Origin of the sequence: Prevotella herbatica (genome assembly GCF_017347605.1) — a bacterium.
Taxonomy (GTDB): domain Bacteria; phylum Bacteroidota; class Bacteroidia; order Bacteroidales; family Bacteroidaceae; genus Prevotella; species Prevotella herbatica.
Map to the genome: position 1 here is coordinate 726,652 of NZ_AP024484.1, position 22,184 is coordinate 748,835.

The 22,184-nt window shown below is 38.9% G+C and carries 16 protein-coding genes; 5 read left to right on the forward strand and 11 right to left on the reverse strand.

The window, feature by feature from the left end; translation table 11 throughout:
- The 5 genes from prwr041_RS02785 to prwr041_RS02805 all read right to left on the reverse strand — a co-directional run bounded on the left by prwr041_RS02785 (window position 1) and on the right by prwr041_RS02805 (window position 6,409).
- On the reverse strand, window positions 1–555 hold the full coding sequence (locus prwr041_RS02785) for a glutathione peroxidase (RefSeq protein ID WP_207154805.1): 555 nt from the start codon (window positions 553–555) through the stop codon (window positions 1–3).
- A 303-nt stretch (window positions 556–858) separates the two neighbouring features.
- On the reverse strand, window positions 859–1,104 hold the full coding sequence (locus tag prwr041_RS02790; RefSeq protein WP_207154806.1) for a hypothetical protein: 246 nt from the start codon (window positions 1,102–1,104) through the stop codon (window positions 859–861).
- 16 nt (window positions 1,105–1,120) lie between these two features.
- Complete coding sequence (locus tag prwr041_RS02795) at window positions 1,121–3,955, reverse strand: putative LPS assembly protein LptD (protein ID WP_207154807.1); 2,835 nt, start codon at window positions 3,953–3,955, stop codon at window positions 1,121–1,123.
- A 70-nt stretch (window positions 3,956–4,025) separates the two neighbouring features.
- Complete coding sequence (locus tag prwr041_RS02800; RefSeq protein WP_207154808.1) at window positions 4,026–4,562, reverse strand: HDIG domain-containing metalloprotein; 537 nt, start codon at window positions 4,560–4,562, stop codon at window positions 4,026–4,028.
- Window positions 4,563–4,633: 71 nt separating this feature from the next.
- Complete coding sequence (locus prwr041_RS02805) at window positions 4,634–6,409, reverse strand: biotin/lipoyl-binding protein (RefSeq protein ID WP_207154809.1); 1,776 nt, start codon at window positions 6,407–6,409, stop codon at window positions 4,634–4,636.
- Between the two features lie 180 nt (window positions 6,410–6,589).
- On the opposite strand from prwr041_RS02805, the gene prwr041_RS02810 reads away from it, so the two are divergent.
- Complete coding sequence (locus prwr041_RS02810) at window positions 6,590–7,438, forward strand: lipocalin-like domain-containing protein (RefSeq protein WP_207154810.1); 849 nt, start codon at window positions 6,590–6,592, stop codon at window positions 7,436–7,438.
- 785 nt (window positions 7,439–8,223) lie between these two features.
- Here prwr041_RS02810 and prwr041_RS02815 read toward each other — a convergent pair.
- Window positions 8,224–9,102: a tyrosine-type recombinase/integrase gene (locus prwr041_RS02815; protein ID WP_207154811.1), complete on the reverse strand. Its 879-nt coding sequence runs from the start codon at window positions 9,100–9,102 to the stop codon at window positions 8,224–8,226.
- A 1,264-nt stretch (window positions 9,103–10,366) separates the two neighbouring features.
- Between prwr041_RS02815 and prwr041_RS02820 the strand changes: the two genes are divergently transcribed.
- Window positions 10,367–11,473, forward strand: a complete 1,107-nt coding sequence (locus tag prwr041_RS02820) for an alkene reductase (RefSeq protein WP_207154812.1) — start codon at window positions 10,367–10,369, stop codon at window positions 11,471–11,473.
- Between the two features lie 325 nt (window positions 11,474–11,798).
- Here the strand turns inward: prwr041_RS02820 and prwr041_RS02825 are convergent, their stop codons facing one another.
- The 5 genes from prwr041_RS02825 to prwr041_RS02845 all read right to left on the reverse strand — a co-directional run bounded on the left by prwr041_RS02825 (window position 11,799) and on the right by prwr041_RS02845 (window position 17,847).
- On the reverse strand, window positions 11,799–12,200 hold the full coding sequence (locus prwr041_RS02825; protein WP_207154813.1) for a hypothetical protein: 402 nt from the start codon (window positions 12,198–12,200) through the stop codon (window positions 11,799–11,801).
- A 118-nt stretch (window positions 12,201–12,318) separates the two neighbouring features.
- Window positions 12,319–12,717, reverse strand: a complete 399-nt coding sequence (locus prwr041_RS02830) for a hypothetical protein (protein WP_207154814.1) — start codon at window positions 12,715–12,717, stop codon at window positions 12,319–12,321.
- A 170-nt stretch (window positions 12,718–12,887) separates the two neighbouring features.
- Window positions 12,888–15,206 (reverse strand): TonB-dependent receptor, encoded by a 2,319-nt coding sequence (locus prwr041_RS02835; protein ID WP_207154815.1) that lies wholly within the window; start codon window positions 15,204–15,206, stop codon window positions 12,888–12,890.
- Window positions 15,207–16,689: 1,483 nt separating this feature from the next.
- Window positions 16,690–17,154 carry a preQ(1) synthase gene (gene queF, locus prwr041_RS02840; protein WP_207154816.1) on the reverse strand — a complete coding sequence of 155 codons (465 nt, stop codon included), beginning with the start codon at window positions 17,152–17,154 and terminating at the stop codon, window positions 16,690–16,692.
- Window positions 17,155–17,157: 3 nt separating this feature from the next.
- Entirely contained in the window at window positions 17,158–17,847 is a 690-nt protein-coding gene (locus prwr041_RS02845) for a queuosine precursor transporter (RefSeq protein WP_207154817.1), read from the reverse strand.
- Between the two features lie 186 nt (window positions 17,848–18,033).
- Between prwr041_RS02845 and lysS the strand changes: the two genes are divergently transcribed.
- The 3 genes from lysS to prwr041_RS02860 are packed head-to-tail and all read left to right on the forward strand — an operon-like array spanning window position 18,034 to window position 22,148.
- The gene (gene lysS, locus prwr041_RS02850) at window positions 18,034–19,770 is read left to right on the forward strand and encodes a lysine--tRNA ligase (RefSeq protein WP_207154818.1); all 1,737 of its coding nucleotides are present in this window, start codon (window positions 18,034–18,036) and stop codon (window positions 19,768–19,770) included.
- Entirely contained in the window at window positions 19,763–20,758 is a 996-nt protein-coding gene (locus prwr041_RS02855; RefSeq protein ID WP_207154819.1) for an NAD(P)H-dependent glycerol-3-phosphate dehydrogenase, read from the forward strand. Before lysS ends, prwr041_RS02855 begins: the two co-directional genes overlap by 8 nt.
- Window positions 20,759–20,798: 40 nt before the next feature.
- Window positions 20,799–22,148 carry a glucose-6-phosphate isomerase gene (locus prwr041_RS02860; RefSeq protein WP_207154820.1) on the forward strand — a complete coding sequence of 450 codons (1,350 nt, stop codon included), beginning with the start codon at window positions 20,799–20,801 and terminating at the stop codon, window positions 22,146–22,148.
- The last annotated feature ends 36 nt before the right edge of the window (window positions 22,149–22,184 follow it).

The following is a 22,184-nucleotide window of genomic DNA, read 5'->3' on the forward strand; positions in this document are numbered from 1 at the left end:
CTAAGCTTTTAATAGTTCTTCTATTTTATTTGCTATATTGCTTATTTTTTCTGTTGGTTCAAATCTTGCTACGACCTGTCCTTTCTTGTTTACAAGGAATTTTGTGAAGTTCCATTTGATGTCTGGATTTTCCTTATAGTTAGGATCTTGCTCTGAAAGCATCTTGTCAAGTACAGGATAGATTGGGTGAGTTTCGTCCCAACCAGCAAATCCAAATTGTTCCTCCATGAATTTATATAAAGGATCAGCATCTTCACCATTCACTTTCAATTTCTTGAAACGTGGGAATTCTGTTCCGTAGTTTAACTTGCAGAAATTATGAATGCTCTCATCTGTTCCTGGTGCTTGTTGACCAAACTGATTGCAAGGGAAATCTAATATTTCAAATCCTTGAGCATGATATGTTTCAAAAAGCTTTTCAAGCTCTTCATATTGTGGAGTGAATCCACACTTAGTCGCAGTATTAACAATGAGCAGCACTTCGTTGGCATACTCTTTTAGTGATACATCTTTACCTTTTCTGTCTTTGACAGAGAATTCGTAAACAGTTCTCATTTTCTGGTTATAGTTATATTATAATTTATTTTATCTTCTTTTGCAAAGATAATAATTTTATTTTATTTCCGCAATGCATCATGCTACATTAACACAGATTTAGATTTCCAATCTAAGAACAAAGTAATACCGTTCAAAACAGTAACATCATTTACTGTTTGACACAGGGGAAAAAGTAAAAATATCTTTCTTTATTTAAGACTAAATAAAGAAATGTCTACAAATGAATAAAGCCATAGAGAAGTATATATAACACAGAACAAGGAAGTGTTCTCATCAAGTCTTTACTCCATCACATTTATTCTAAAGCAATGGTTCTAAATAGGCAATCGCATCAGTAATATCCTCGGCGAATGTCGAATGTTCCAACAGAAAGCCATTCTTTCCTTTAGACATTTCAGCATATAATTCGCGATTCATTTCGTTGGCATAATTACCTATAGCATATTCAATGTCGTCTTTCTGACTTTCATTTACTGACTTTGAATATATATTCCACTTCTGATGAAAAAAGCAATAGGCTGATTCTATACTGTCTTTTGTTATCATCTAGACATATTATATATTAATACCATTGTACAGCATTGCTATATCCGCTGCGCTTATCGTATTTCAATGCATCCGTAAGGGTGCTTGCATTACAACGGAATGTGAAGTTATAGCTTGTATAAGGAGCTAGCACAATAGAGCAACTCATATTGAAACAGTGAAGATCGCGCTGCAAACTTGCTGTTGTCATACTGATACCATGATTTTCGAAGTCGTAACCAGACGAGAAGCTGATGTTCCAACCTTCACTGATACGAAGGTTTCCACTGAAGTTAAGAGTCTGCGTAAACTTATAAGGATAACGCATACTACTTGTATTGAATGTACCAGAAGTATTCTCGCGCATAGTGATACCATATCCGAATGTAAGTGACCATGGCATAGAAAACATCATATATCCGTCATCATCTGTCGCAGCCTTACTAGTATCTTTTTTCTTCTTTGCTTTGCGCTGACCGTCTATCATCGTTTCGTCAACATTTGACTCTATATCTGTATCTACACCTTCCTCGTCATTATTCTTTTTCTTCTTGTCATCATCCTTCTTGGTATCGTCACCACCGCCAAACAATTTCTTTATCTTTTCAGGATTCAATGTGTATGATATGTTCTGTGACATACCCTGGAAACGTCCAAACTTGCCCATTCCCCAATAAGTATGATTTCCTACATAAGGATTTCCTTTTGAATCAAGCTCGTAAGCATAAGAGGCAAACACTGCATTCATGTTGAATGTATAGTTCTTCCACCATTTCAACCTTATATTCATAGACAAGTCGCTCCAAGGTTTCTCCTTAGCAGCCATATTATATGACATACTAAAACCAAGGTTATCAATGATGCTCAACTTTTTATATCCTGTAGAGTCTTTGTCTGACTTTACTTTCATCTCAATATTATTGTCAAGACCGAAACTAATGTTTCCTGTTTTTCCTTGTCCCGGAACACCATACAATCCATTCTTATATGGAGAATACTGTACTAAATCTACAGAACCATCAGAGTTCGTACGCTGATAGGTATCATAATATCCATATCTAGAAGCACCGAAGTCAGGAGCATAACTGAAACTTACTGTTGGAGTGAGCACGTGACGTATCGTTTGTATCTTATCACCGAAAATCTTTCGGTTTGGTGTCCAGAAACCATATAGCTTTGTACTTGCACTTACACTGAGGTTCCAGTTATATACATTATGGAATCCATACGTTGTATCAGCAACTTCCTTTTGTGCCTTCGCATCCCACGAACGCATAACCTTATTAGTGTACATACGGTCGGTGAAATTGAAAGACGGATTGATATTAATGTAGTTGAACAACGTAAAATTACCGCTTACAGGAATCTGGTGCTGCATACCGTTTTTCCAGTCCTTGATAAGACTAGATTTCAACAGTTTGTCTTCTTTTGTAGAGATAGAGTTACTAACCTGACCAGTATAACTCATTGAAATTTTTTCATACCAACGTTCCTTACCTACTGCATGAGCACGCTTAAATGGGTAGAAACGGCTGAGACTGATATTTAGGTCAGGTAGTGTCATCGCGATACTTGAGTCACGCATATTCTGGCTCAAGTTAGCAGTGCTACTCAAAGAAAGTCCGATATTAGAGAATGTTGTACTCCAACTTACAGAAGATGTACGTGTTGACTGTGTCATCGTCTGTGGGTTGTACAAACTTCCCATGTTGTTGCGCTCATAACTGGATGTTGCAAAGTTCACGCTTGCCGACAAGCTATTAAAGGGATTAGCCTTTGCATCCTGCCTATGGCTCCATTGAATCTTGAAACTTGTCTGACGTGTATAATCCGGCATGCCCTTATCACCAGTCTGAGTGTCCTGATAACTAAGATAAAAGCTACCATTAAATTTATATCGCTGTCTATAATTACTTGCAGCACTTATCCCCCATGAACCTTTCGTATAAACTTCGCCAAGTAACTTCAAATCCCACTTATCATTCATGGCAAAATAATATCCACCATCACGAAGATAGAAACCTCGAGTACTTTCATCACCATACGTTGGCATTATAAAACCACTAGAGTAACTCTTCGAGAAAGGGAAAAATCCATAAGGAATAGCTAATGGCAACGGAACATCCGCAACAACAAGATATGCTGGTCCGAAAACCACATCCTTACCAGGACGTACCTTTGCACGCGATAGTGCTAAATAAAAGTCTGGATGTTTCTCGTCACATGTCGTGTAACGTCCATGCTGCATGAATATTTCGCCGTTGTTGTTACGCTTAGATCGTTCGCTTCGCAGAAAGCCTTCCTGCTGCTGGGTATATACGTTGCGAATAAGTCCCTTCTTTGTTTTGAAGTTGAATGCCATGGTATCACTTTCGTAATTATCCGATCCCATAGCAAATGTAGGAGTTCCTGTAAGTTCTTTCGTAGAATCCTTATAGACTCCAGTTGCATGCACAATGCTGCTATCCATATTCAGAGCTATCTTCTCACTCTTCAGGTCCATCGTCTCGTATTTCACATTAGAAGATCCATAGAGATGCGCCACTTTTTTCTGTGCGTCATACACCATAGAGTCGTTTGCCGAGAAGTTTACAGGAGCATCAATACCGTTTTTTTTCTTTTTATTCAAAGAATCAAGATGGATAGAGTCATCAACCAATTTATTGTGATGATAGATAGCCAACTGCAGAGAGTCCATCTTGGTTGTATCGATAATAGCACGACCGAGTGAATCTCTTTTAACAGAATCGTTTACAGCCATTGAATCTACAGAGGCCAATTTCTTGTGCCTCTTAAATAATTGGAAGTTAGAACCCGCCATAACAAACATGACAGCGAGCAACAGAATTGCTATAAACGAAATTTTCCTCATTCAGTCTGCAAAGATAATAATAACTTTTTAGTTTTCTGTTCTTAGCCTTTAGTTTTTTGTTTTTTAAACCTTATTCGAACATCATTTCCCATTCCTTAAAACGCTTTAAGCCATCTTTGCCGAATTTAGCGAGACTTTTCTCTGCTTCGTTTATAGATTTCTCTACTTCGGGATGAGTTTTTGAAAAGAATTTATCAGCATAACATATCACTTTCTCTTCCATTGTTTCTGGCAAAAAGTCCTCATACGGAAGTGGAAGCCCAAGTCTTTTTATTTCTTCCTTTCCTATTCCTGCTCCGGTATGTCGCTCACAAATGCGGGCATGATCAGGATATCCCTCAGCACGCATCATCTCAGCACCTATTCTTCCATGTATCAGATATAGCTCATTTCCGAAACAATATATCCCAGGAGCATTACATTTTATGATACCGATGTCATGAAGCATTGCAGCCTCCTCAACAAATCTACGGTTGAGATTCAGTTCTGGATGCAAGTCACAAATTTTCAGCGCACGCTTTGTTACAAGGCTGCTGTGAGTCATGAATATATAACGAAGTTTGTTATCTTCATTATAATATTTATCTATAATACTCTGATAATCCATAGCTATTAGTTAAAAAAGGGGGAAAGGGCATAGCCCAATCCCCTCTATATAAAAAATGATAATATTTTCTATTATGCTTCAGGACGCTGGATATAAGCGATGACATCACCCTTATTAACCTTTGTTCCCTGCTTTGCGTTGATTTCTACTAGTTTGCCACCAAGAGCTGCATTGATTGTCTCAAATTCACCCCATGAAGTACAAATGAAGCAGAAAGCATCACCTTCTTTGTATTCCTTGCCGATATATGGCTCAACTGCAGGAGCAGCTTCACCTTCACCCTGGAATTCCCAGAATATCTGTCCCTTTACAGGAGCAACGATAGCATCAGCCTTAGCGTGCTTGAATGCAGCAGCCTCTTCAGGACTTGTCTTTGCACCAAGTTTAGCGTCCTTAGCCTTCTGCAAGTCAGCAAGGAAGTTTTTCTTAGCCTGACCGCTCTTGTAGTTGCGATACTGCTCTGGATGCATAGCAAGTTCAAAGAGTTCCTCATTGTCATTACCATATTCCCATCCATTCTCGTCCATTTCTTTCTTGAAGTCGTCAAGAGCATTTGTCAACAATGTATGAGGATCAGCATCAGTGAACTCACGTCCCTGCTTCTTAGCCAATTCAATCAACTCTGGAGAAATTGTTCCAGGAATCTTTCCACTCTTACCGAGAATCATACCCCACATAGACTCATCCATCATCACGAAGCGACCTTTACCCTGCTCCATTGTGAGAAGATTCATCAATGCGATGTTCTTTGTATATTGACTGAAAGGAGTTACCAATGGAGGATAACCAACACGTGGCCATACATATTCAACTTCATTGAAGAGCTTCACAAGCATGTCGTCAAGAGATATTTCATCTTCACCCTTCTTCTTACGAAGGTTGTTGATAGTCTGACGAATGCCACCAAGGTCAGCCATCATAGAACCCATCATACCACCAGGAAGTCCACAACCAAGAAGCAAAGAAGACATAATCTTGTTTGCTGGGTTGATGAAATATCCAAGCCATTCATCAATGAATTCCTGAGTAAGGGCACGAGCCTTCATATATGCGTTCATGTTGATCTCAGGTACATCGAAACCCTCGTTTTTCAACATGCTGATTACTGATATTACATCTGGGTGAACTTTACCCCATGCCAATGGCTCAATAGCTGTATCAATGATATCACAACCATTGTTACAAACTTCAAGAATAGAAGCCATAGACAAACCAGGGCCTGAATGTCCGTGATATTCTATAATAATCTCAGGATACTTATCCTTAATAGCCTTTGTCAGTTTACCAAGAAGTGCTGGCTGACCAACACCTGCCATATCCTTAAGACATATTTCTTCAGCACCTGCTTCAATAAGCTGATCAGCTATTTTTGAATAGTATTCCAATGTGTGAACAGGAGAGGTTGTGATACACAGAGTACCCTGTGCTGTCATGCCAGCTTCCTTAGCCCACTTTATTGAAGGAATAATGTTACGAACATCATTCAAACCGTCAAATATACGAGTGATATCTGTTCCCTGAGCATGCTTTACTTTATACATAAGTGCACGAACATCATCTGGAACTGGATACATACGCAGTCCATTAAGACCACGGTCAAGCATGTGAGTCTTTATACCTGCCTCGTTAAGAGGTTTACAAAAAGCACGTACAGCTTCGTTAGGATTTTCGCCAGCAAGGAGGTTTACCTGCTCGAAAGCACCACCATTAGTTTCAACACGAGCGAAACAACCCATTTCAATAAAAACAGGAGCTATGCGCTCAAGCTGATCCTTACGAGGCTGGAACTTACCTGAACTCTGCCACATATCTCTATAAACGAGACTGAACTGAATTTTCTTTCCCATATTATATTTTATAGTTGATTTTTTATATAAAAAACAGATAAGGAATTGCCATAGTTCCATATATAAACAGAACCCTGGTGCTTATCAGCGTGCAAATTTAGATAAAAATTTCCAAAAACACCACCATTACATCCATTTTTTACAATTATTCCCTTATATTTGCACAAAATTTGTAATGTTATGAAATCAAAATTATTCGCTATCATATCAGCTGTTTTGTTGTCTACCACAGCATGCAGCAACAAGGGTAGCAACAAGCCTGACCCTATGTCGGGACATACTAATGATGAAATGAAAATGACAGGTGATAAGACTGTCTACGGACTAGCTTGCGAAGGCTGCAACGACTCTACAATCCTACTACTTCCTAACGATGGGAGCGACCCAATAAAATATGATATCATTGACGCTCACAACAAAAAGCGTGTGCTTGGAAGCATACATGTGGGAGACTGGATTGGTGTTGTATTGAATAAATCTGATAAGCATGTTGCCGACGAAGTTGTAAATCTAGATGAATTAAAAGGTATATGGTGCTACGTGGTCATGCCGAAGATGCGCAACTACGAGAACATGAGCAAGAAATTGCAGAAGCGTATAATGAAAGATATGCCAGACTCTGTGAAACAGACTTATCTTGTACCTCGAGAATATGGATTCTGGCTTAGAAGACAATGGACTGCACAAAGCGTTGGATATGTTAGTTCGCAGAGTTCACTTGAAGATGAAAGTCCTGTTGTATATCCTCAGTTAGGATATTTCACTAGTTGGCATATTTGGAATGGCAAACTTGTTGTTGTGAGTGCAACTCCTGTATTCAACAAGAATAACACCATTACTACAATAAATCCTAAGAACGATACCTGCAACATTGATTATCTTGGCGACGACTCACTCGTTTTGAGCGACCGTGACGGAGCAAGAAGCTATTACAGAAAGAAGGACATCAAAGATGTAAACGTGAAGGCTAAGAAAATCGCAGCACAACTTAAAATAGAGGCTTTACAAAGAGCAAAAGATCAGGAATAGATTCCTTGTATCAGTCACTATTGTTATCTTGCCTTTCTAATGAATATCATATTGGCTAATTAAAAAAGCCTCTCCCCCTCACGGGGAAAGGCATTCGGAGTACACACTCTCTAGTGTGAATAACCCTGTTAAACGACTCATATAAACAGGGAACGATAGAATCAAACTTCTATCAAAATTCAAGTAATATTAAGATTAGGCCGCGGTTCTCACGAATCTTAAAAAAACACGATACCGCTGCTGCAGCACCATGACAGGCCTTCAATTTAAGTTATATCGTATTTAATGCGATTAAGCATCGTTGTTATATTCATCTAGGAAATCCGCCAGTATACATGTTTTATGATAACTGTTGTTTGTTCTATATATTAGAGATAACATTTTCAATTTAGTCTTTACCAAGTGCTCACCTAAATCGGATAGTGATTAATTCAGGGATTGCATTTATATATTCTATTGTTTTAGAATTCTGTTACTTCACAAGTAACAGAACGAATTCGGAGTAAACGATATAAAAATGGACGAAAAACACGATACAAGATCTCCTTTGCGCACTTTATAAGGTTAGCACACAACAACGAATGAAAATTATATGAAAGTTTAAAATGTGTTTAAAAAGAACTCATTAAGATAACTTATGTCCTTTAATTTACATTCTTATTTGTTTTGTAGTTAATTTATGTAAAAACACATACGTCTTTGTAAAAATTTATATACATTTGTAGTCAAATAACAAACGCTGTTACTTGTGAAGTAACGGCTGTTTTTTCCCCTAGATTTTTATACTATACAGCGACAAGATATCGGCATATTTTGCTGTTTACAGCACCAATTTCAGCCGCACTAAAACCACCTAGATATATCTGTGTGGTTCTGATACTTCGGTGCCCCAGAGCCGCACTAATAAGTTCCACAGGAACATGGTTGCGAAGGGCCGCCGTAGCCCATGAATGGCGAAGCGTATATGAGGAAACACGGCGAGTGATGCCAAGAGCGGCGGCAAGACGCGATATACATGAGTTGAAATAACGGAGGCGAGACTGGTAGCGGCGATAACCTTCTGCGGTACGCATGTCACTCCTAGGCATATTCAAGTCATTCACGATCTTCATTGTTTTTTTCATCACCGAGATGCTTATACTAGTGCCTGTCTTATGACGGTTGTAAGTGAGGACTCCACTATTGACGCTACTGAAATTAATGTTCATAAAGTCAACGAATGACATGCCGCACAGACTGTATAAGGATGCCGCAATCTTTTGGGTACGCTTAAGTGCTGGTTGCTCTATATTGGCACAGAGAAGGGTCTTAAGATCCTTAGCGTCGAGAGCACGTCTACGGCTAATATCAATACCTGTATAGACATCATGGAAAAGGCGGAAAACAAAGCGAGCATATCCAGCATCCACACCCTTGTTATAAATAGCACGAAGCATACGCATATAGGTAGAAATCGTGTTGGGGCAGTAGTTATGATAGCGAAGATCACGCTCATAGGCAACAAGTCGCTTACGGGTTAAGTCGGTAAATTGAACTTCGCTGCGACGGATGTAATTTGTGAATGACTTCAGTGCGTTACGATAAAGACGAGCAGTGGCGAAACGTCCATCTGCCTCTAGCTGGGCCGAACATCTCACTGCAAACTGTGAAAATGATAATGACATAATAAAAAGTATTTTAAAAATAAAACACAAAGTTACAACACTCAAGGCGATTAACAAAGGTGGGATTCTTAAAAAAGATGAAAGGTGTATAGACAAAGGTATGCTATAAATCAGTCTAAAACAGACTCCTGTCAATAGCCGATGCATTATTGTAGACAAAATACAGGATTGCAAGTGAGAGCAGAGCTAGCTTGAGCTATGTTGAGTGCAGCTAATATTATTTATAAAATAGCGGCTCGTTATTGCTCATAAGTCTTCATTCACACTACTTGTCTACCAGACCTTGCCCCCCATCTAGTCGAATGTACACCATCGACCACCAGTCATAACAATCATCAAGTCTTGTTCACGGAGTGGAACTTGTTTTTCGGTACTTTTGTGGCATGTCAACCCGCACTTTTGTGACAGTTCAATCGGTGTTTTGCTATCAGTAAGCTAAGGCGATGAGACACAACAGCAACGTTATTAAAGATAAATATATTTTCTTTTGGTTCTCACATTGATGTCTTGCAAGTTTTGACAGCCGATTCTCCCGCAGATAATCGCAGACAAGCCCCAAAACTACACCAGCAACTAACTGTCTTTCTCTGCGAAATAATGCAGCCTACTGCATTCCTCTGCGCTATCTGCGAGAGAATATTCACATAAGCGTACTCAATCAATTTACAAATAAGAAACCTCAAATGTCTCTCGCAGATTCACGCAGACAAAAGACAGTTACCACATAGTGGAGACAATGCTGTTCATGTTGATACAATAAATCTGCGGGAGACAATGCCGTTCACGCAAATATATCTTGCCCGCGAATGCAGAGCCAAGGTCATTCATGAGGGATCTCACTCCTAAATTGATGAAGAACTACTTATTGACGTCGTTTTTACTATGGTTAAAGGAATAACGTCAGATCCAAATTATGATACGATTAAAACGACAAATAAACAAAAAGGAGAAAATTTGAAAGATGCACGTTAATTTAGTGTTAATTTCATTTTCTTTCTTTAGTTTCTACTAGTTTTTTTCTAACTTGCCAATATATATCAGTCAGGTTAGTTGGATCATACTATAACTTATGCCTTGGTAACCACATCGTTACGAAATAACACTTAGACTACAACTAAGATGTAATATTGTATTTTTTTTATATTTCAAAACCATCTTTTAATACTTATCCGTAAAATGTATAATATATTCCCGTTTATGTATAATTGATATAACTGACTTTGATATTAATTTTGCAACATTAAGTAATTTAAAAAATAAGATTATGAACAAAACAATTTTTGATACCTATGATTTAAATGGGTTACAATTAAGAAATCGAATAGTAATGGCTCCTATGACTCGCTCCAGAGCTGATAATGAAGGTCATGTAGCCACACCACTCATTGCTGAATATTACAAGCAAAGAGCATCTGCTGGATTGATAATTACCGAAGGAACATTTATTAGTCCTGAAGGGGTTGGATACATCAATGTGCCAGCCATTTATTCAAAAGAGCAAGTTGAAGGTTGGAAATTAACCACCAAGGCTGTACATGAAGAGGGTGGAACTATCTTTGCCCAATTGTGGCATACAGGTGCTATGTCGCATCCCGATTTACAGAATGGAAACAAACCACTTGCTCCATCTTCCTTTAATCCTAAACAACAAGTATTTACTTTTGAAGGTTTTAAAGATACGGTAGAAGCACGTGAAATGACCATTGCCGACATAAAAAGAACCGTAAATGATTTCAAACAAGCTGCACTCAATGCTTTTGAAGCTGGCTTTGACGGAATAGAAATACATAGTGCAAACGGCTACTTGCTACAGCAATTCCTACATAAAAACTCAAATCATAGAACTGATGAGTATGGAGGTTCTATAGAAAACAGAGCTCGCATAATTTTTGAAATACTTGACGAACTAAAAACAGTGGTTGATCTTTCAAGAGTTGGCATTCGTTTTAATCCTGCTCTTCACGGTATGATGGGCATTGAAGTTGATGATGAAACTACAGAGTTGTATAACTATGTGATCACTAGATTAAATGATTACCCATTAGCATACATCCATCTTACAGAACCATTCACGGATGTTTCAAAAGTTGACTTAGCAATTAAAGAGGTTGCAAAGCATTTCCGTAAATTTTATAAAGGCACTATCATCACAAACGTTCGTTACACAAAAGAAACAGCCAATCAAGTTATAGCATCTGGCGATGCTGATTTGGTAGCTTTTGGAACACTTTATATTGCGAATCCTGATTTAGTGGAACGTTTTAAAGTAGATGCGCCACTTAATACACCGGATAAAGATACTTATTATACTCCTGGAGAAAAAGGTTATACTGATTACCCGAAAATGAATGAATCTTCTAAATCTATATAATCCTTATTAAACAAGCATTAAAAGTACAACAGATATAAGTATGATTATTTCGTCTGCGTGGATCTGCGGGAGATTTGGCTGTTTAAACATATAAGGGAAGAGCAAGGAATGTACAAGCGTGTTCCCTCGCAAATTTATTATATCAACGTGAATGGCATTATCTCCCGCAGATTACGCAGATTCACGCAGATAAACTGCAAACTGCACGAACTACATGTCTTTGTAGTGTCTTAACAGTCTTTCTCTGCGGCATCTGCGGGAGAATAGGTCGTTTAAATAACTAGACACTGCATTTAATATTTTACGATTGCTCTTATATTAGCAACTAAGCCAAATCTTCTGGATGATAAGAACTTTTGTAGTAGTCATTAAAATAGAAAGTAAAATGATTATGATCTACAAGATACCCTTTCGTATCGGTGTCTAAAAACGAAATATGATTTACATTAATACGAAAGAAACGATAAGTACTATATTCATCAATTATTTTATCATGGCTATCCAATCCAAACTCTTTTACTGTACCATCACTGTAAAATACCAAGGCCTCTGCATAAGCATCATCATGCGGAGATGAATAACGATGAATCCATACTGTGTTGGCAAATTCCTTGTCTACAACACCGTCATCGTCTTTACTACATGATGTAAAGGTACTCAACAATGTCAATATAAGACTAATCGTAAAAGCAAACTTCTTTGCTACAACTAAGATTTTAAATTTCATATATTGTTTTTTTTAGTTCGGTGTAAAGTTATAAAATGCAAATAAGAATATAAACACTTTTTCCATACAAAAACTCATTATACACAATCATACGTTATTCTTCCTCAGCTATTAACAACTAAGCCAAATCTTCTGGACGATAAGAGCTTTTATCGAAATCAGCACCTAAAAAAGTAAAATGATCTCCGTCTAGAAGAATGGGGTTCATTTTTTCTGAAAACGAAATATGAGTTGCATCAATACGGCTGAAACTAAAAGTTGCATAGTGATACAATATTTTATCATGGCTATCCAATCCATAATCTTCTACAGTACCGTCACGGAAAAATACATAAGCCTCTGCATAGACATTGTGATATGGAACAGGATAACGACAAATCCATACTGTATTAGCAAATTGCTTATCTACGAGTCTATCTTCGTCTTTACTGCAAGATGTAAAAACATTCAACAATAACAATATAACACTAATAGTAAAAACACTATTCTTTGCTGTCATTAATAATTTAAATTTCATATATAGTTTTTTTAGTTCGATGCAAAGGTACAAATTATAGATATACAAACAAAATAAATGTACATATATCTGCGTGAGCACGCTACATGCTGGAGTATGCTAACTTGTTATGCTAACACCATTAGCAATTCCAGTTTCTTTCCTCTAATTTATACTCTTTCCGTTGAAGACTAAATGCTTGGTGCCTTTTTCTCAGCATCGTTGTTAAAGCTGTTGTCGCTCTTTCGTGTCGACTTGCCTCCTCCAAATTTATATTTCGCAACAAGCATAACACCAAACCCGGAATTATTTTGATCGGTATAATACGTTTTCGTGGAGTAGCCGTCTATCGAAATTCCATCGTGTCGTTTGTCATTCATATTGTCTATTGGAACTACTATGTTCAGAGCAACCGGCATATTATTCTTAAAGAATGGATGGACCACTGTAAACATCATCGTGTTTAATCCCCATACATGCTCTCCCTGAAAAACAGCCTTATTATCATTCACATAAATGTGCATGAGTCGGAAGCTTAACTTCTGACGCTGCAACATATAATTGAGTTCAGAACGCATGGTAAAGCCATGTCCATTCTCATCGCATGCGTATGTCTCGTTTCTTAACTTTTCCGTAAAATAACAAATATCCTCATTGAACATCAATCCTTTCAGCAACTGATACTGTCCCGTGATGCCATAGCAAAACTGAGATTTGTCCGCATTGAAGTTACTTTCTACGATCATTCCGTTTGCATTCTTGCTATAGATGGAATTAATCTCATTCTGGTTGATATACGTTTTCTGATATAGCGTGAACCACTTGTCAATGCTCACTGTAGAATATACCTGATGCTCCACAGTCTGTTTCAGGAATGGATTGCCCATGTGTATTATCCACCTGTCCACATTATATTGATTGGTAGACAATTGGTCAAGACTAGGATAGCTTGTATCGCAGGTATAGTTCACCCTGCACGCCAGTATATTGAATGGTTTCCAGAACAGCGATCCACCTGGTTCCCAAGTAGTGTGGCTGACACGACCTGAAGTATTTCTGTCGATGACGTTGTTCCACCCCAGACCAAGTCTAATACTGAAATTGTCAGTGGGCTGATAAGACAGCATACCCCCCACACGGTTACGATTGTTGATAGACGTATAAATTTCTTCGTTAGTCGCTAGGTTAGTGTTTATATATTTTCGCCACATCAACGAATAGTCAATGTTGAAGTTCCATTTCTTTGCAAAGGGAATGGCAGCATTAAAGTAATATCTAATGAAATCCTTCTTTCCATGTGTCGAGTTCACATTGTCATTCATTCCCGTCTCGCTGTAGAGGCGATTCTCATTAATAGCATAATTGTTATATGAGATATCACTATTGATGTTTATATTCTTAATCTGTCCGCTATAAAACAGTCCCACGGTATATTCGTTCGTCTTATAGTTGTCATACGATGCCTGGCTTGCCTTACTCGTCAATCCTGAGTCCGTCGTCTCCAAGTCATAGCTGGTTCTGTTCTTTACGTCGGTCCATTCGCCCTCCATCTGCAATGACAGCGTGTGATCCTTGGCAATCCTGTAGTCCACACCTACCGTTATAGACGGATCATAAAAATAACTAATATCGTTGGGATGTGCTAAGTCCACCTTACCAAGCGATTTCTTCTTATATTTATCTGTATATTCCGTCTCAAGGCTCGACGCATTTTTACCATGGTTAACCCTATAATTAGGCGACACATAAAAGTTCCATTTGTTCAATGAATAGGTGAATGGCGCGAAGAAAGTCAGAAAACCGCCATTCTTGTTGTTAAAGAAAAAGGCATCACGAGTCAGTGGCGTGAAGTCCCAACCTACATAGTCGTCTTTCAGTCTTAGATTCACCAGAACGGCATGTCCGGCATACTTTCCTGTAGGACGATAAGTGATATCAACATAGGCTATTCGCTTTGGATTCACCTCTCGGATATAGTCCTGTGGCTTTTCCACATCGTTCACCAACAGCACCACATCTTTCTCTCCGTTAATTTGGATTTCGTCTGTAACCCAATCCCTTCTCACTCCGGGAAGTTTTGCCAGTAGCTGCGATGCATTTTGCGTTCCTTTCCTCATAGCTTCGGTTACCAAATACTGGTCCGTGTCAATGTTTTGCTTTTTTTGGTGACCTGTAACCACCACGTCAGCAAGTGTCTGTCCCGCCTGAAGCATGATTGTACCGAGGTCTTCCTGCAACCTTTTCTCGTCCTGCTTCATATAGCGCGCATATCCGATGTAAGAGACAGCCACCTTCGCAATGGAGTCCTTTGTAGCTTGCACCGAGAAGGAACCATCTGCATTCGTCAATGCACCACAGACAAAAACATTCTGCTTGTTAAACAACTGTACTGTCGCACCCATCAGCGGCTGCTTACTTTCTGCATCACACACTTTTCCTTTATAGCACTGTGCCGACGAGGTCATACTATACAGAAAAACCATTATAAGCAAGGTAAACTTTGTTTTCATAGTCTTAGGTATGATGAGCTGGAGGACATTGTTTATCAACTGTCTACAGCGTAAGTTCAAAACATTATGCTCAAAAAATAAATCTTTTTTTGCAGGATATCCCATTGGTTCATTTAATTTTAAGTTTTTATCGAAATGGTATCGATCTGCAAAAGTAAAGAAAAATAATCTATAATTCAAAAGAACTTCTGATTTTTTCCAGACTATTTAACAAAGATACACATATTTATCACCTCCTTGTATCGACAGGGTTATAGGCTTCTACGATAATTTTAGAAATATATTCCAAGAAATCATTAAATTGTGTGTAGCAAGAAGAAAGATGACGCCCCCTACCAATTTCATATTTTTTAGCTACGAAGCTACGACGGCATATTAAATATTTGATTTACAATTGGTTGCTGGCTCGCAACCTCATTTTTTAGCTACGTCAAGCTACGTTTTAGCTACGTCAACTTGTGTCATTTTAAGGATGAAATGTATTCTATGAATGAATTTATCCAAGAATCGTTTGCTGTATCTGAGGAACTGAGGATTTATAAATAGATGTATTAAACGAGAACAGAATTTTCAAGCTTGTTTAAATATTCTGCCTAATTCCGCTGAATTCTCGGCAAAGATACTGCAAAATTTTTGTCCATGCAATCAGATTTAGCTTAGCCTGTTAGCCAAAGTTTTAATTACTATGTGCTACACATCTGTAATTCACGCACGTGCGTATACGCACACTCTGAGTTTTTCGTAAAAATAAGTGTCTAAGCGTCTATCCATTGAGCATCAACTTATTAGGACTCTTTTCGAGTCGAATAAAGTGTCGGTTATTCGTCGGTAAAATATGGGTGAAAATTTTCCTCATATTGCATTCCACTTTACGAAGTATTTCGTTGCGTTTTGCGATGTTTTGCAATCCTTTTTACGATGAAATGCATTGCGTTTTACGAAGAAATAGGAGGTAAAACATCGTAGAAACGTTTGCGTTTCTATATGGAATGAGTTACGTTTCTATATAGAAACGCATGCAAAACTTGAAATTTAACCGTCAAATCACCGTCACTTTATTTAATCTAATTCGTCGATAAAACACTCATATTCATTATATTGACACTTCGACACTTATATTTTCCAAAACCCTAAGTGTGCGCACGAAGGCGCGTACATTAATATATATAGAAATAGATAACGTAGCTAAAACGTAGCTTACCGAAGCTAAATGGATCTAGCTACGTTCCACCCCCCTCTGTTTATAGGCTTGGCGAGAGATAACGTAGCTCCGTAGCTAAAAAACGCCAAAAAACGTAGAGAAGACTGCCTAAATGTACAAAATTCAAGTCGCCACAGTGAAATCTAGTATATAAACATTTATTTTTACTTTACACTAAATGTTAATAATATTAATTGGACACTAGTGACTAAATATGATCAGTGCATAATTCCGCCAACAGATCATTGTGACAAAAAAAATGCGGCAAATTTGCCGCAATTATTATTTATCCATGTTATGATTAAAGAATCGATGTTCTGCTAATTTCTCATACTTCGTATTCGGCATACCATAATTGGCATACGGGAAAATACTGATGCCACCACGTGGTGTGAAATAACCAGTAACCTCAATGTATTTGGGTTCCATTAGTTTGATGAGGTCTTTCATGATCGTGTTTACACAATCCTCATGAAAATCACCATGATTACGGAAACTGAACAGATACAACTTCAGACTCTTGCTCTCAACCATCTTCTCGGCTGGAATATAACTGATACGTATCTCTGCAAAGTCTGGCTGACCAGTGATTGGACACAATGATGTAAACTCTGGACAGTTGAACTGCACCCAATAATCATTACCAGGATGCTTATTGGTAAATGTTTCAAGTGTTTCAGGAGCATAATCCATGCTATACTTGGTCTTTGCGCCAAGAGCATGCAATCCTTCTTCTTTTCTTTCCATATTCTAGATATTAAAAATTTTCAATATGTTATAACTTATGCCGTCATCATAGGCATCCTCACCTTCATATGATTTTAAAAACTTCACTACCTTAATAGTAACAGGGAGTACGATTATCTCGTATACTGTTTTTAAAACTACTTGCCAGAGCATAAGCTTAGGCAGTTCATTTAAAGGAACTACACCACCCAAAGCTAGAGGGAAAAAGAGTATTGAGTCTGCCGTCTCACCAAAAACAGTACTCAATATGGCACGTGCTGAGAAATTTCTACCCTTATCACGTATCTTCATCCGACTCATAATATAAGCATTGACAAAACTGCCTGCAATGAAAGCTACAAACGAAGCCAAAGCTATACGTGGAGCAAGTCCGAACACGGCATGAAAGCCGACATCATTGGTCCAATAAGGTGCACCCGGAATGGCATCACACAATGCACCTAAGGACACGAAAAAGAAGTTCATTGCAAACCCTATCCATATAAGCAGACGAGCTTTGCCATATCCCCAAACTTCGCATACACAGTCATTAATAATATAAGACACAGGAAATACTAAGAGTCCTCCGGTGAGACTGATCCCACCAACTGAAATTTGCTTTGTTTCCAATACGTTTGCCGCTATTAGACAAACACAGAATAGTATACTGAAAAGCATAAACAGCACACTTACTGAACTTTTTGCTTTATTCATTTTCTTGTTTTTTACGAGGTTTACCAAGTACTCGGTTATTCTAAAATGCGTGCAAAGATACAAAAAAATCTGCATATATAAAGCATCACCCAGCGCAATATACATAAAAAAGATAAAAAGCAGTTCAAATTCAGATTTATTTATTACTTTTGCACCTTGGAACAAGAATATATTCGAAATAATAATATGAACGTTTTAGAGTTAAGTGAACAGGAGATAATTCGCAGACAATGTCTTCAAGAACTGCGCGAAATGGGCATTGATCCATATCCAGCAGCAGAGTTTCCAACGAACGCATTCTCAACCGAAATAAAGGCTGAGTTCAAGGATGACGAGCAACGCGACGTTGTTGTCGCAGGCCGTATGATGAGCCGCCGTATTATGGGTAAGGCTAGTTTTGCGGAGATACAAGATAGCAAAGGACGTATACAAGTTTATATTTCTCGTGACGATATTTGTCCTGACGAGGATAAAGACTTATACAACAAAGTCTTCAAGAAATTGATGGATATCGGTGACTTCATCGGTATCAAAGGTTTTGTATTCAAGACACAGACTGGCGAAATCAGTATTCATGCAAAGGAAATCACTATTCTAAGCAAGAGTTTGAAGCCCCTGCCTATCGTTAAATATAAAGACGGTGTGGCTTATGACAAATTTGACGATCCTGAACTTCGTGCACGTCAGCGCTATGTTGACCTTATTGTTAACGATGGTGTAAAAGACACTTTCTTGAAACGTGCAACAGTATTGCGTACAATGCGCAATTTCTTCGACAACCATGGTTATACCGAGGTTGAAACTCCAACATTGCAAAGTATTGCCGGAGGTGCAAGCGCACGTCCATTTATAACACATTTCAACGCACTTAACGTTGATATGTATATGCGTATCGCCACAGAACTTTATTTGAAACGCCTCATCGTTGGTGGTTTCGAGGGCGTTTACGAAATAGGAAAGAACTTCCGTAACGAGGGTATGGACAAATACCATAATCCTGAGTTCACATGTATGGAACTTTATGTTCAGTACAAAGACTACAACTGGATGATGACGTTTACAGAGGAGTTGCTTGAAACAATATGCAAGGCTGTAAACAATGGTTCTACTGAGGTAAAGAACGGCGAGAATATGATTAGCTTTAAGGCTCCATTCCGTCGTCTCCCTATCCTTGACGCTATAAAAGAAAAGACTGGTTTTGACCTTTCAGAGAAGAACGAAGATGAAATTCGCAAGATTGCTATCGAAGACTTGAAGATGGAAAGCATCGACGAGAGCTTCGGCAAGGGCAAACTTATTGATGAGATTTTCGGAGAGTTCTGCGAAGGCACATTCATTCAGCCAACATTCATAACGGACTATCCTGTAGAGATGAGTCCGCTTACTAAGATGCACCGCTCAAAGCCAGGGCTTACAGAGCGTTTTGAACTTATGGTAAACGGTAAGGAACTTGCTAACGCATATTCTGAGCTTAACGACCCTATTGATCAGGAAGAGAGATTTAAGGACCAGATGGCACTTGCCGACAAGGGTGATGACGAGGCGATGATTATTGATCAGGACTTCTTGCGTTCATTGCAATACGGTATGCCTCCAACATCAGGTATCGGTATCGGTATTGACCGTCTTTGTATGCTGATGATTGGTAAAGAGAATATTCAAGAGATTATGCTGTTCCCACAGATGAAGCCAGAGGCTAAGATGCCACAGAGCTCTATCAAGGAATGGGCTGAAATCGGTGTAGCAGAAGATTGGGGTTACGTAATGCGTAAAGCAGGATTCAACCTTATCAATGATATAAAGGATGAGAAAGCTCAGGGATTGCAGCAAAAAATCGGAGAAATAAACAAGAAATATAAACTTGGATACGAAAAGCCTAGTGTTGAAGACATTCAGGCCTGGATAGACAAGGCTAATGTATAATTGCGGAAAGATAGCAATCATTGGTGGCGGTTCGTGGGCTACGGCCATAGCCAAAATCGTGGTGGGACATACTCATCACATAGGATGGTATATGCGTCGCGATGACCGAATAGACGATTTTAAGCGACTAGGTCACAACCCTGCCTATCTGATGAGTGCTCATTTCAATGTCGATGAGATTAATTTCTTTAACGACATAAACAAAATGGCGCAGAACTACGACACACTTGTTTTTGTCACTCCGTCTCCCTATCTTAAGAATCATCTTAAGAAACTAAAGACAGGACTGCGTGATAAATTTATCGTTACAGCGATAAAGGGTATTGTTCCCGACGAGAACCTTGTATGTTCTGAATATTTCCATCAGGTGTATGATGTTCCTTATGACAACTTGGCGTGCATAGGTGGTCCGTCTCATGCAGAGGAAGTGGCATTGGAACGTCTTTCATACCTCACAGTAGGATGTTCTGACAAGGAAAAGGCACAATCGTTTGCCGATATCCTCACAAGCGACTTCATAAAGACAAAGACATCCAGCGATGTGATAGGCATTGAATATTCTTCTGTATTGAAGAATGTATATGCAATAGCTGCCGGTATATGCAACGGACTTAAATACGGTGACAACTTCCAAGCTGTGCTGGTAGCAAATGCCGTTCAGGAAATGAATCGCTTTCTTACAGCCGTTCATCCTATTGAACGAAACATATACGACAGTGTTTATCTTGGTGACCTCTTGGTGACAGGATACAGCAACTTCAGCCGTAACCGAACTTTCGGAACTATGATTGGAAAGGGATACTCTGTAAAGAGTGCACAGATAGAAATGGAAATGATTGCCGAAGGATTCTTCGGAACAAAATGCATGAAGGAGATAAATCGACACATGCACGTGAACATGCCTATTCTTGATGCAGTATATAACATATTGTATGAAAGAATAAATCCTCAGATTGAAATAAAGTTATTAACAGACAGTTTTAGATAGTTATGATCTTATAAAAGAGATCTTGAAAATTAAAGATTCAATGAAAAATATTAGCTTAGACATTACAAAGGCTGAACAATTCCTGAAATCAGGAGCTGTTGAAGCTTATGAAGGTCAGGTTAAGGCCGCTCAGGAAGCTCTTGAGAATGGCACTTGCCCGGGTAACGATTTTCTAGGATGGCTTCACTTGCCATCAAGCATCACACCAACATTTCTTGACGAAGTAGAGGCTGTAGCCAAAACAATACGTGAGAAGTGCGATGTTGTTGTTGTTGCAGGTATCGGTGGTTCTTATCTTGGCGCACGCGCCGTTATCGAAGCTCTCGGTAACAGTTTTGCATGGCTTATTGAAGACAAGAAGAACCCAACTATCATGTTTGCAGGAAACAACATCGGAGAGGATTATCTTTCAGAACTCACAGAGTATCTTAAGGGTAAGAAATTCGGTGTTATCAACATCAGTAAGTCTGGTACAACAACTGAGACTGCACTTACATTCCGTCTTCTAAAGAAGCAATGCGAAGAGCAGAGAGGTAAGAATGAAGCTAAAGATGTTATCGTAGCTGTTACAGATGCAAAGAAGGGTGCTGCCCGTACTTGCGCAGACAAAGAAGGCTATAAGTCTTTCATTATTCCTGATAATATTGGTGGTCGTTTCTCTGTACTCACTCCAGTAGGTCTTCTTCCTATTGCATGCGCAGGCTTCGACATCAAGGCTCTTGTAAAGGGTGCTCAGGATATGGAAAAGGCTACAGGTAAGGATGTTCCTTTTGCTGAGAATATTGCAGCTAAATATGCAGCCGTACGTAACGGTCTATATAGTCAGGCAGGAAAGAAGATTGAGATCATCGTCAACTTCCAGCCAAAACTTCATTTCATGTCTGAATGGTGGAAGCAGCTTTTCGGAGAGAGCGAAGGCAAAGACGGTAAGGGTATCTTCCCTGCAGCTTGTGACTTCACAACAGACTTGCACTCTATGGGTCAGTGGATTCAGGAAGGTGAGCGTTCTATCTTCGAGACTGTAATCAGTATTGAGAAGCCAAACAAGACTCTTTTGTTCCCACACGACGATGAGAATCTAGACGGACTTAACTTCCTTGAAGGAAAGCGCGTTGACGAAGTTAACAAGATGGCAGAACTTGGCACACGTCTAGCACATGTTGACGGTGGTGTTCCTAACATTCGCCTCAGCGTTCCTGAGCTCAACGAATACTATATCGGTCAGATTATATTCTTCTTTGAGATGGCTTGCGGTATCAGCGGTAACCTTCTTGAGGTAAACCCATTCAACCAACCTGGTGTAGAGGCTTACAAGAAGAATATGTTTGCACTGCTCAATAAGCCAGGATACGAGGCTGAGAGCAAGGCTATACAGGAAAAACTGAAGTAAAAATGAAAACTGTTTAGTTGTTTCAACTAACGCAAT

Bases quoted from the DNA above. Each gene is read 5' to 3' on its own strand.
- prwr041_RS02795 (WP_207154807.1), bottom strand. From the start codon at position 3,955: ATGAGGAAAATTTCGTTTATAGCAATTCTGTTGCTCGCTGTCATGTTT.
- prwr041_RS02835 (WP_207154815.1), bottom strand. From the start codon at position 15,206: ATGAAAACAAAGTTTACCTTGCTTATAATGGTTTTTCTGTATAGTATG.
- queF (WP_207154816.1), bottom strand. From the start codon at position 17,154: ATGGAAAGAAAAGAAGAAGGATTGCATGCTCTTGGCGCAAAGACCAAG.
- prwr041_RS02800 (WP_207154808.1), bottom strand. From the start codon at position 4,562: ATGGATTATCAGAGTATTATAGATAAATATTATAATGAAGATAACAAA.
- prwr041_RS02815 (WP_207154811.1), bottom strand. From the start codon at position 9,102: ATGTCATTATCATTTTCACAGTTTGCAGTGAGATGTTCGGCCCAGCTA.
- prwr041_RS02790 (WP_207154806.1), bottom strand. From the start codon at position 1,104: ATGATAACAAAAGACAGTATAGAATCAGCCTATTGCTTTTTTCATCAG.
- prwr041_RS02855 (WP_207154819.1), top strand. From the start codon at position 19,763: ATGTATAATTGCGGAAAGATAGCAATCATTGGTGGCGGTTCGTGGGCT.
- prwr041_RS02845 (WP_207154817.1), bottom strand. From the start codon at position 17,847: ATGAATAAAGCAAAAAGTTCAGTAAGTGTGCTGTTTATGCTTTTCAGT.
- prwr041_RS02820 (WP_207154812.1), top strand. From the start codon at position 10,367: ATGAACAAAACAATTTTTGATACCTATGATTTAAATGGGTTACAATTA.
- lysS (WP_207154818.1), top strand. From the start codon at position 18,034: ATGAACGTTTTAGAGTTAAGTGAACAGGAGATAATTCGCAGACAATGT.
- prwr041_RS02860 (WP_207154820.1), top strand. From the start codon at position 20,799: ATGAAAAATATTAGCTTAGACATTACAAAGGCTGAACAATTCCTGAAA.
- prwr041_RS02825 (WP_207154813.1), bottom strand. From the start codon at position 12,200: ATGAAATTTAAAATCTTAGTTGTAGCAAAGAAGTTTGCTTTTACGATT.
- prwr041_RS02810 (WP_207154810.1), top strand. From the start codon at position 6,590: ATGAAATCAAAATTATTCGCTATCATATCAGCTGTTTTGTTGTCTACC.
- prwr041_RS02830 (WP_207154814.1), bottom strand. From the start codon at position 12,717: ATGAAATTTAAATTATTAATGACAGCAAAGAATAGTGTTTTTACTATT.
- prwr041_RS02805 (WP_207154809.1), bottom strand. From the start codon at position 6,409: ATGGGAAAGAAAATTCAGTTCAGTCTCGTTTATAGAGATATGTGGCAG.
- prwr041_RS02785 (WP_207154805.1), bottom strand. From the start codon at position 555: ATGAGAACTGTTTACGAATTCTCTGTCAAAGACAGAAAAGGTAAAGAT.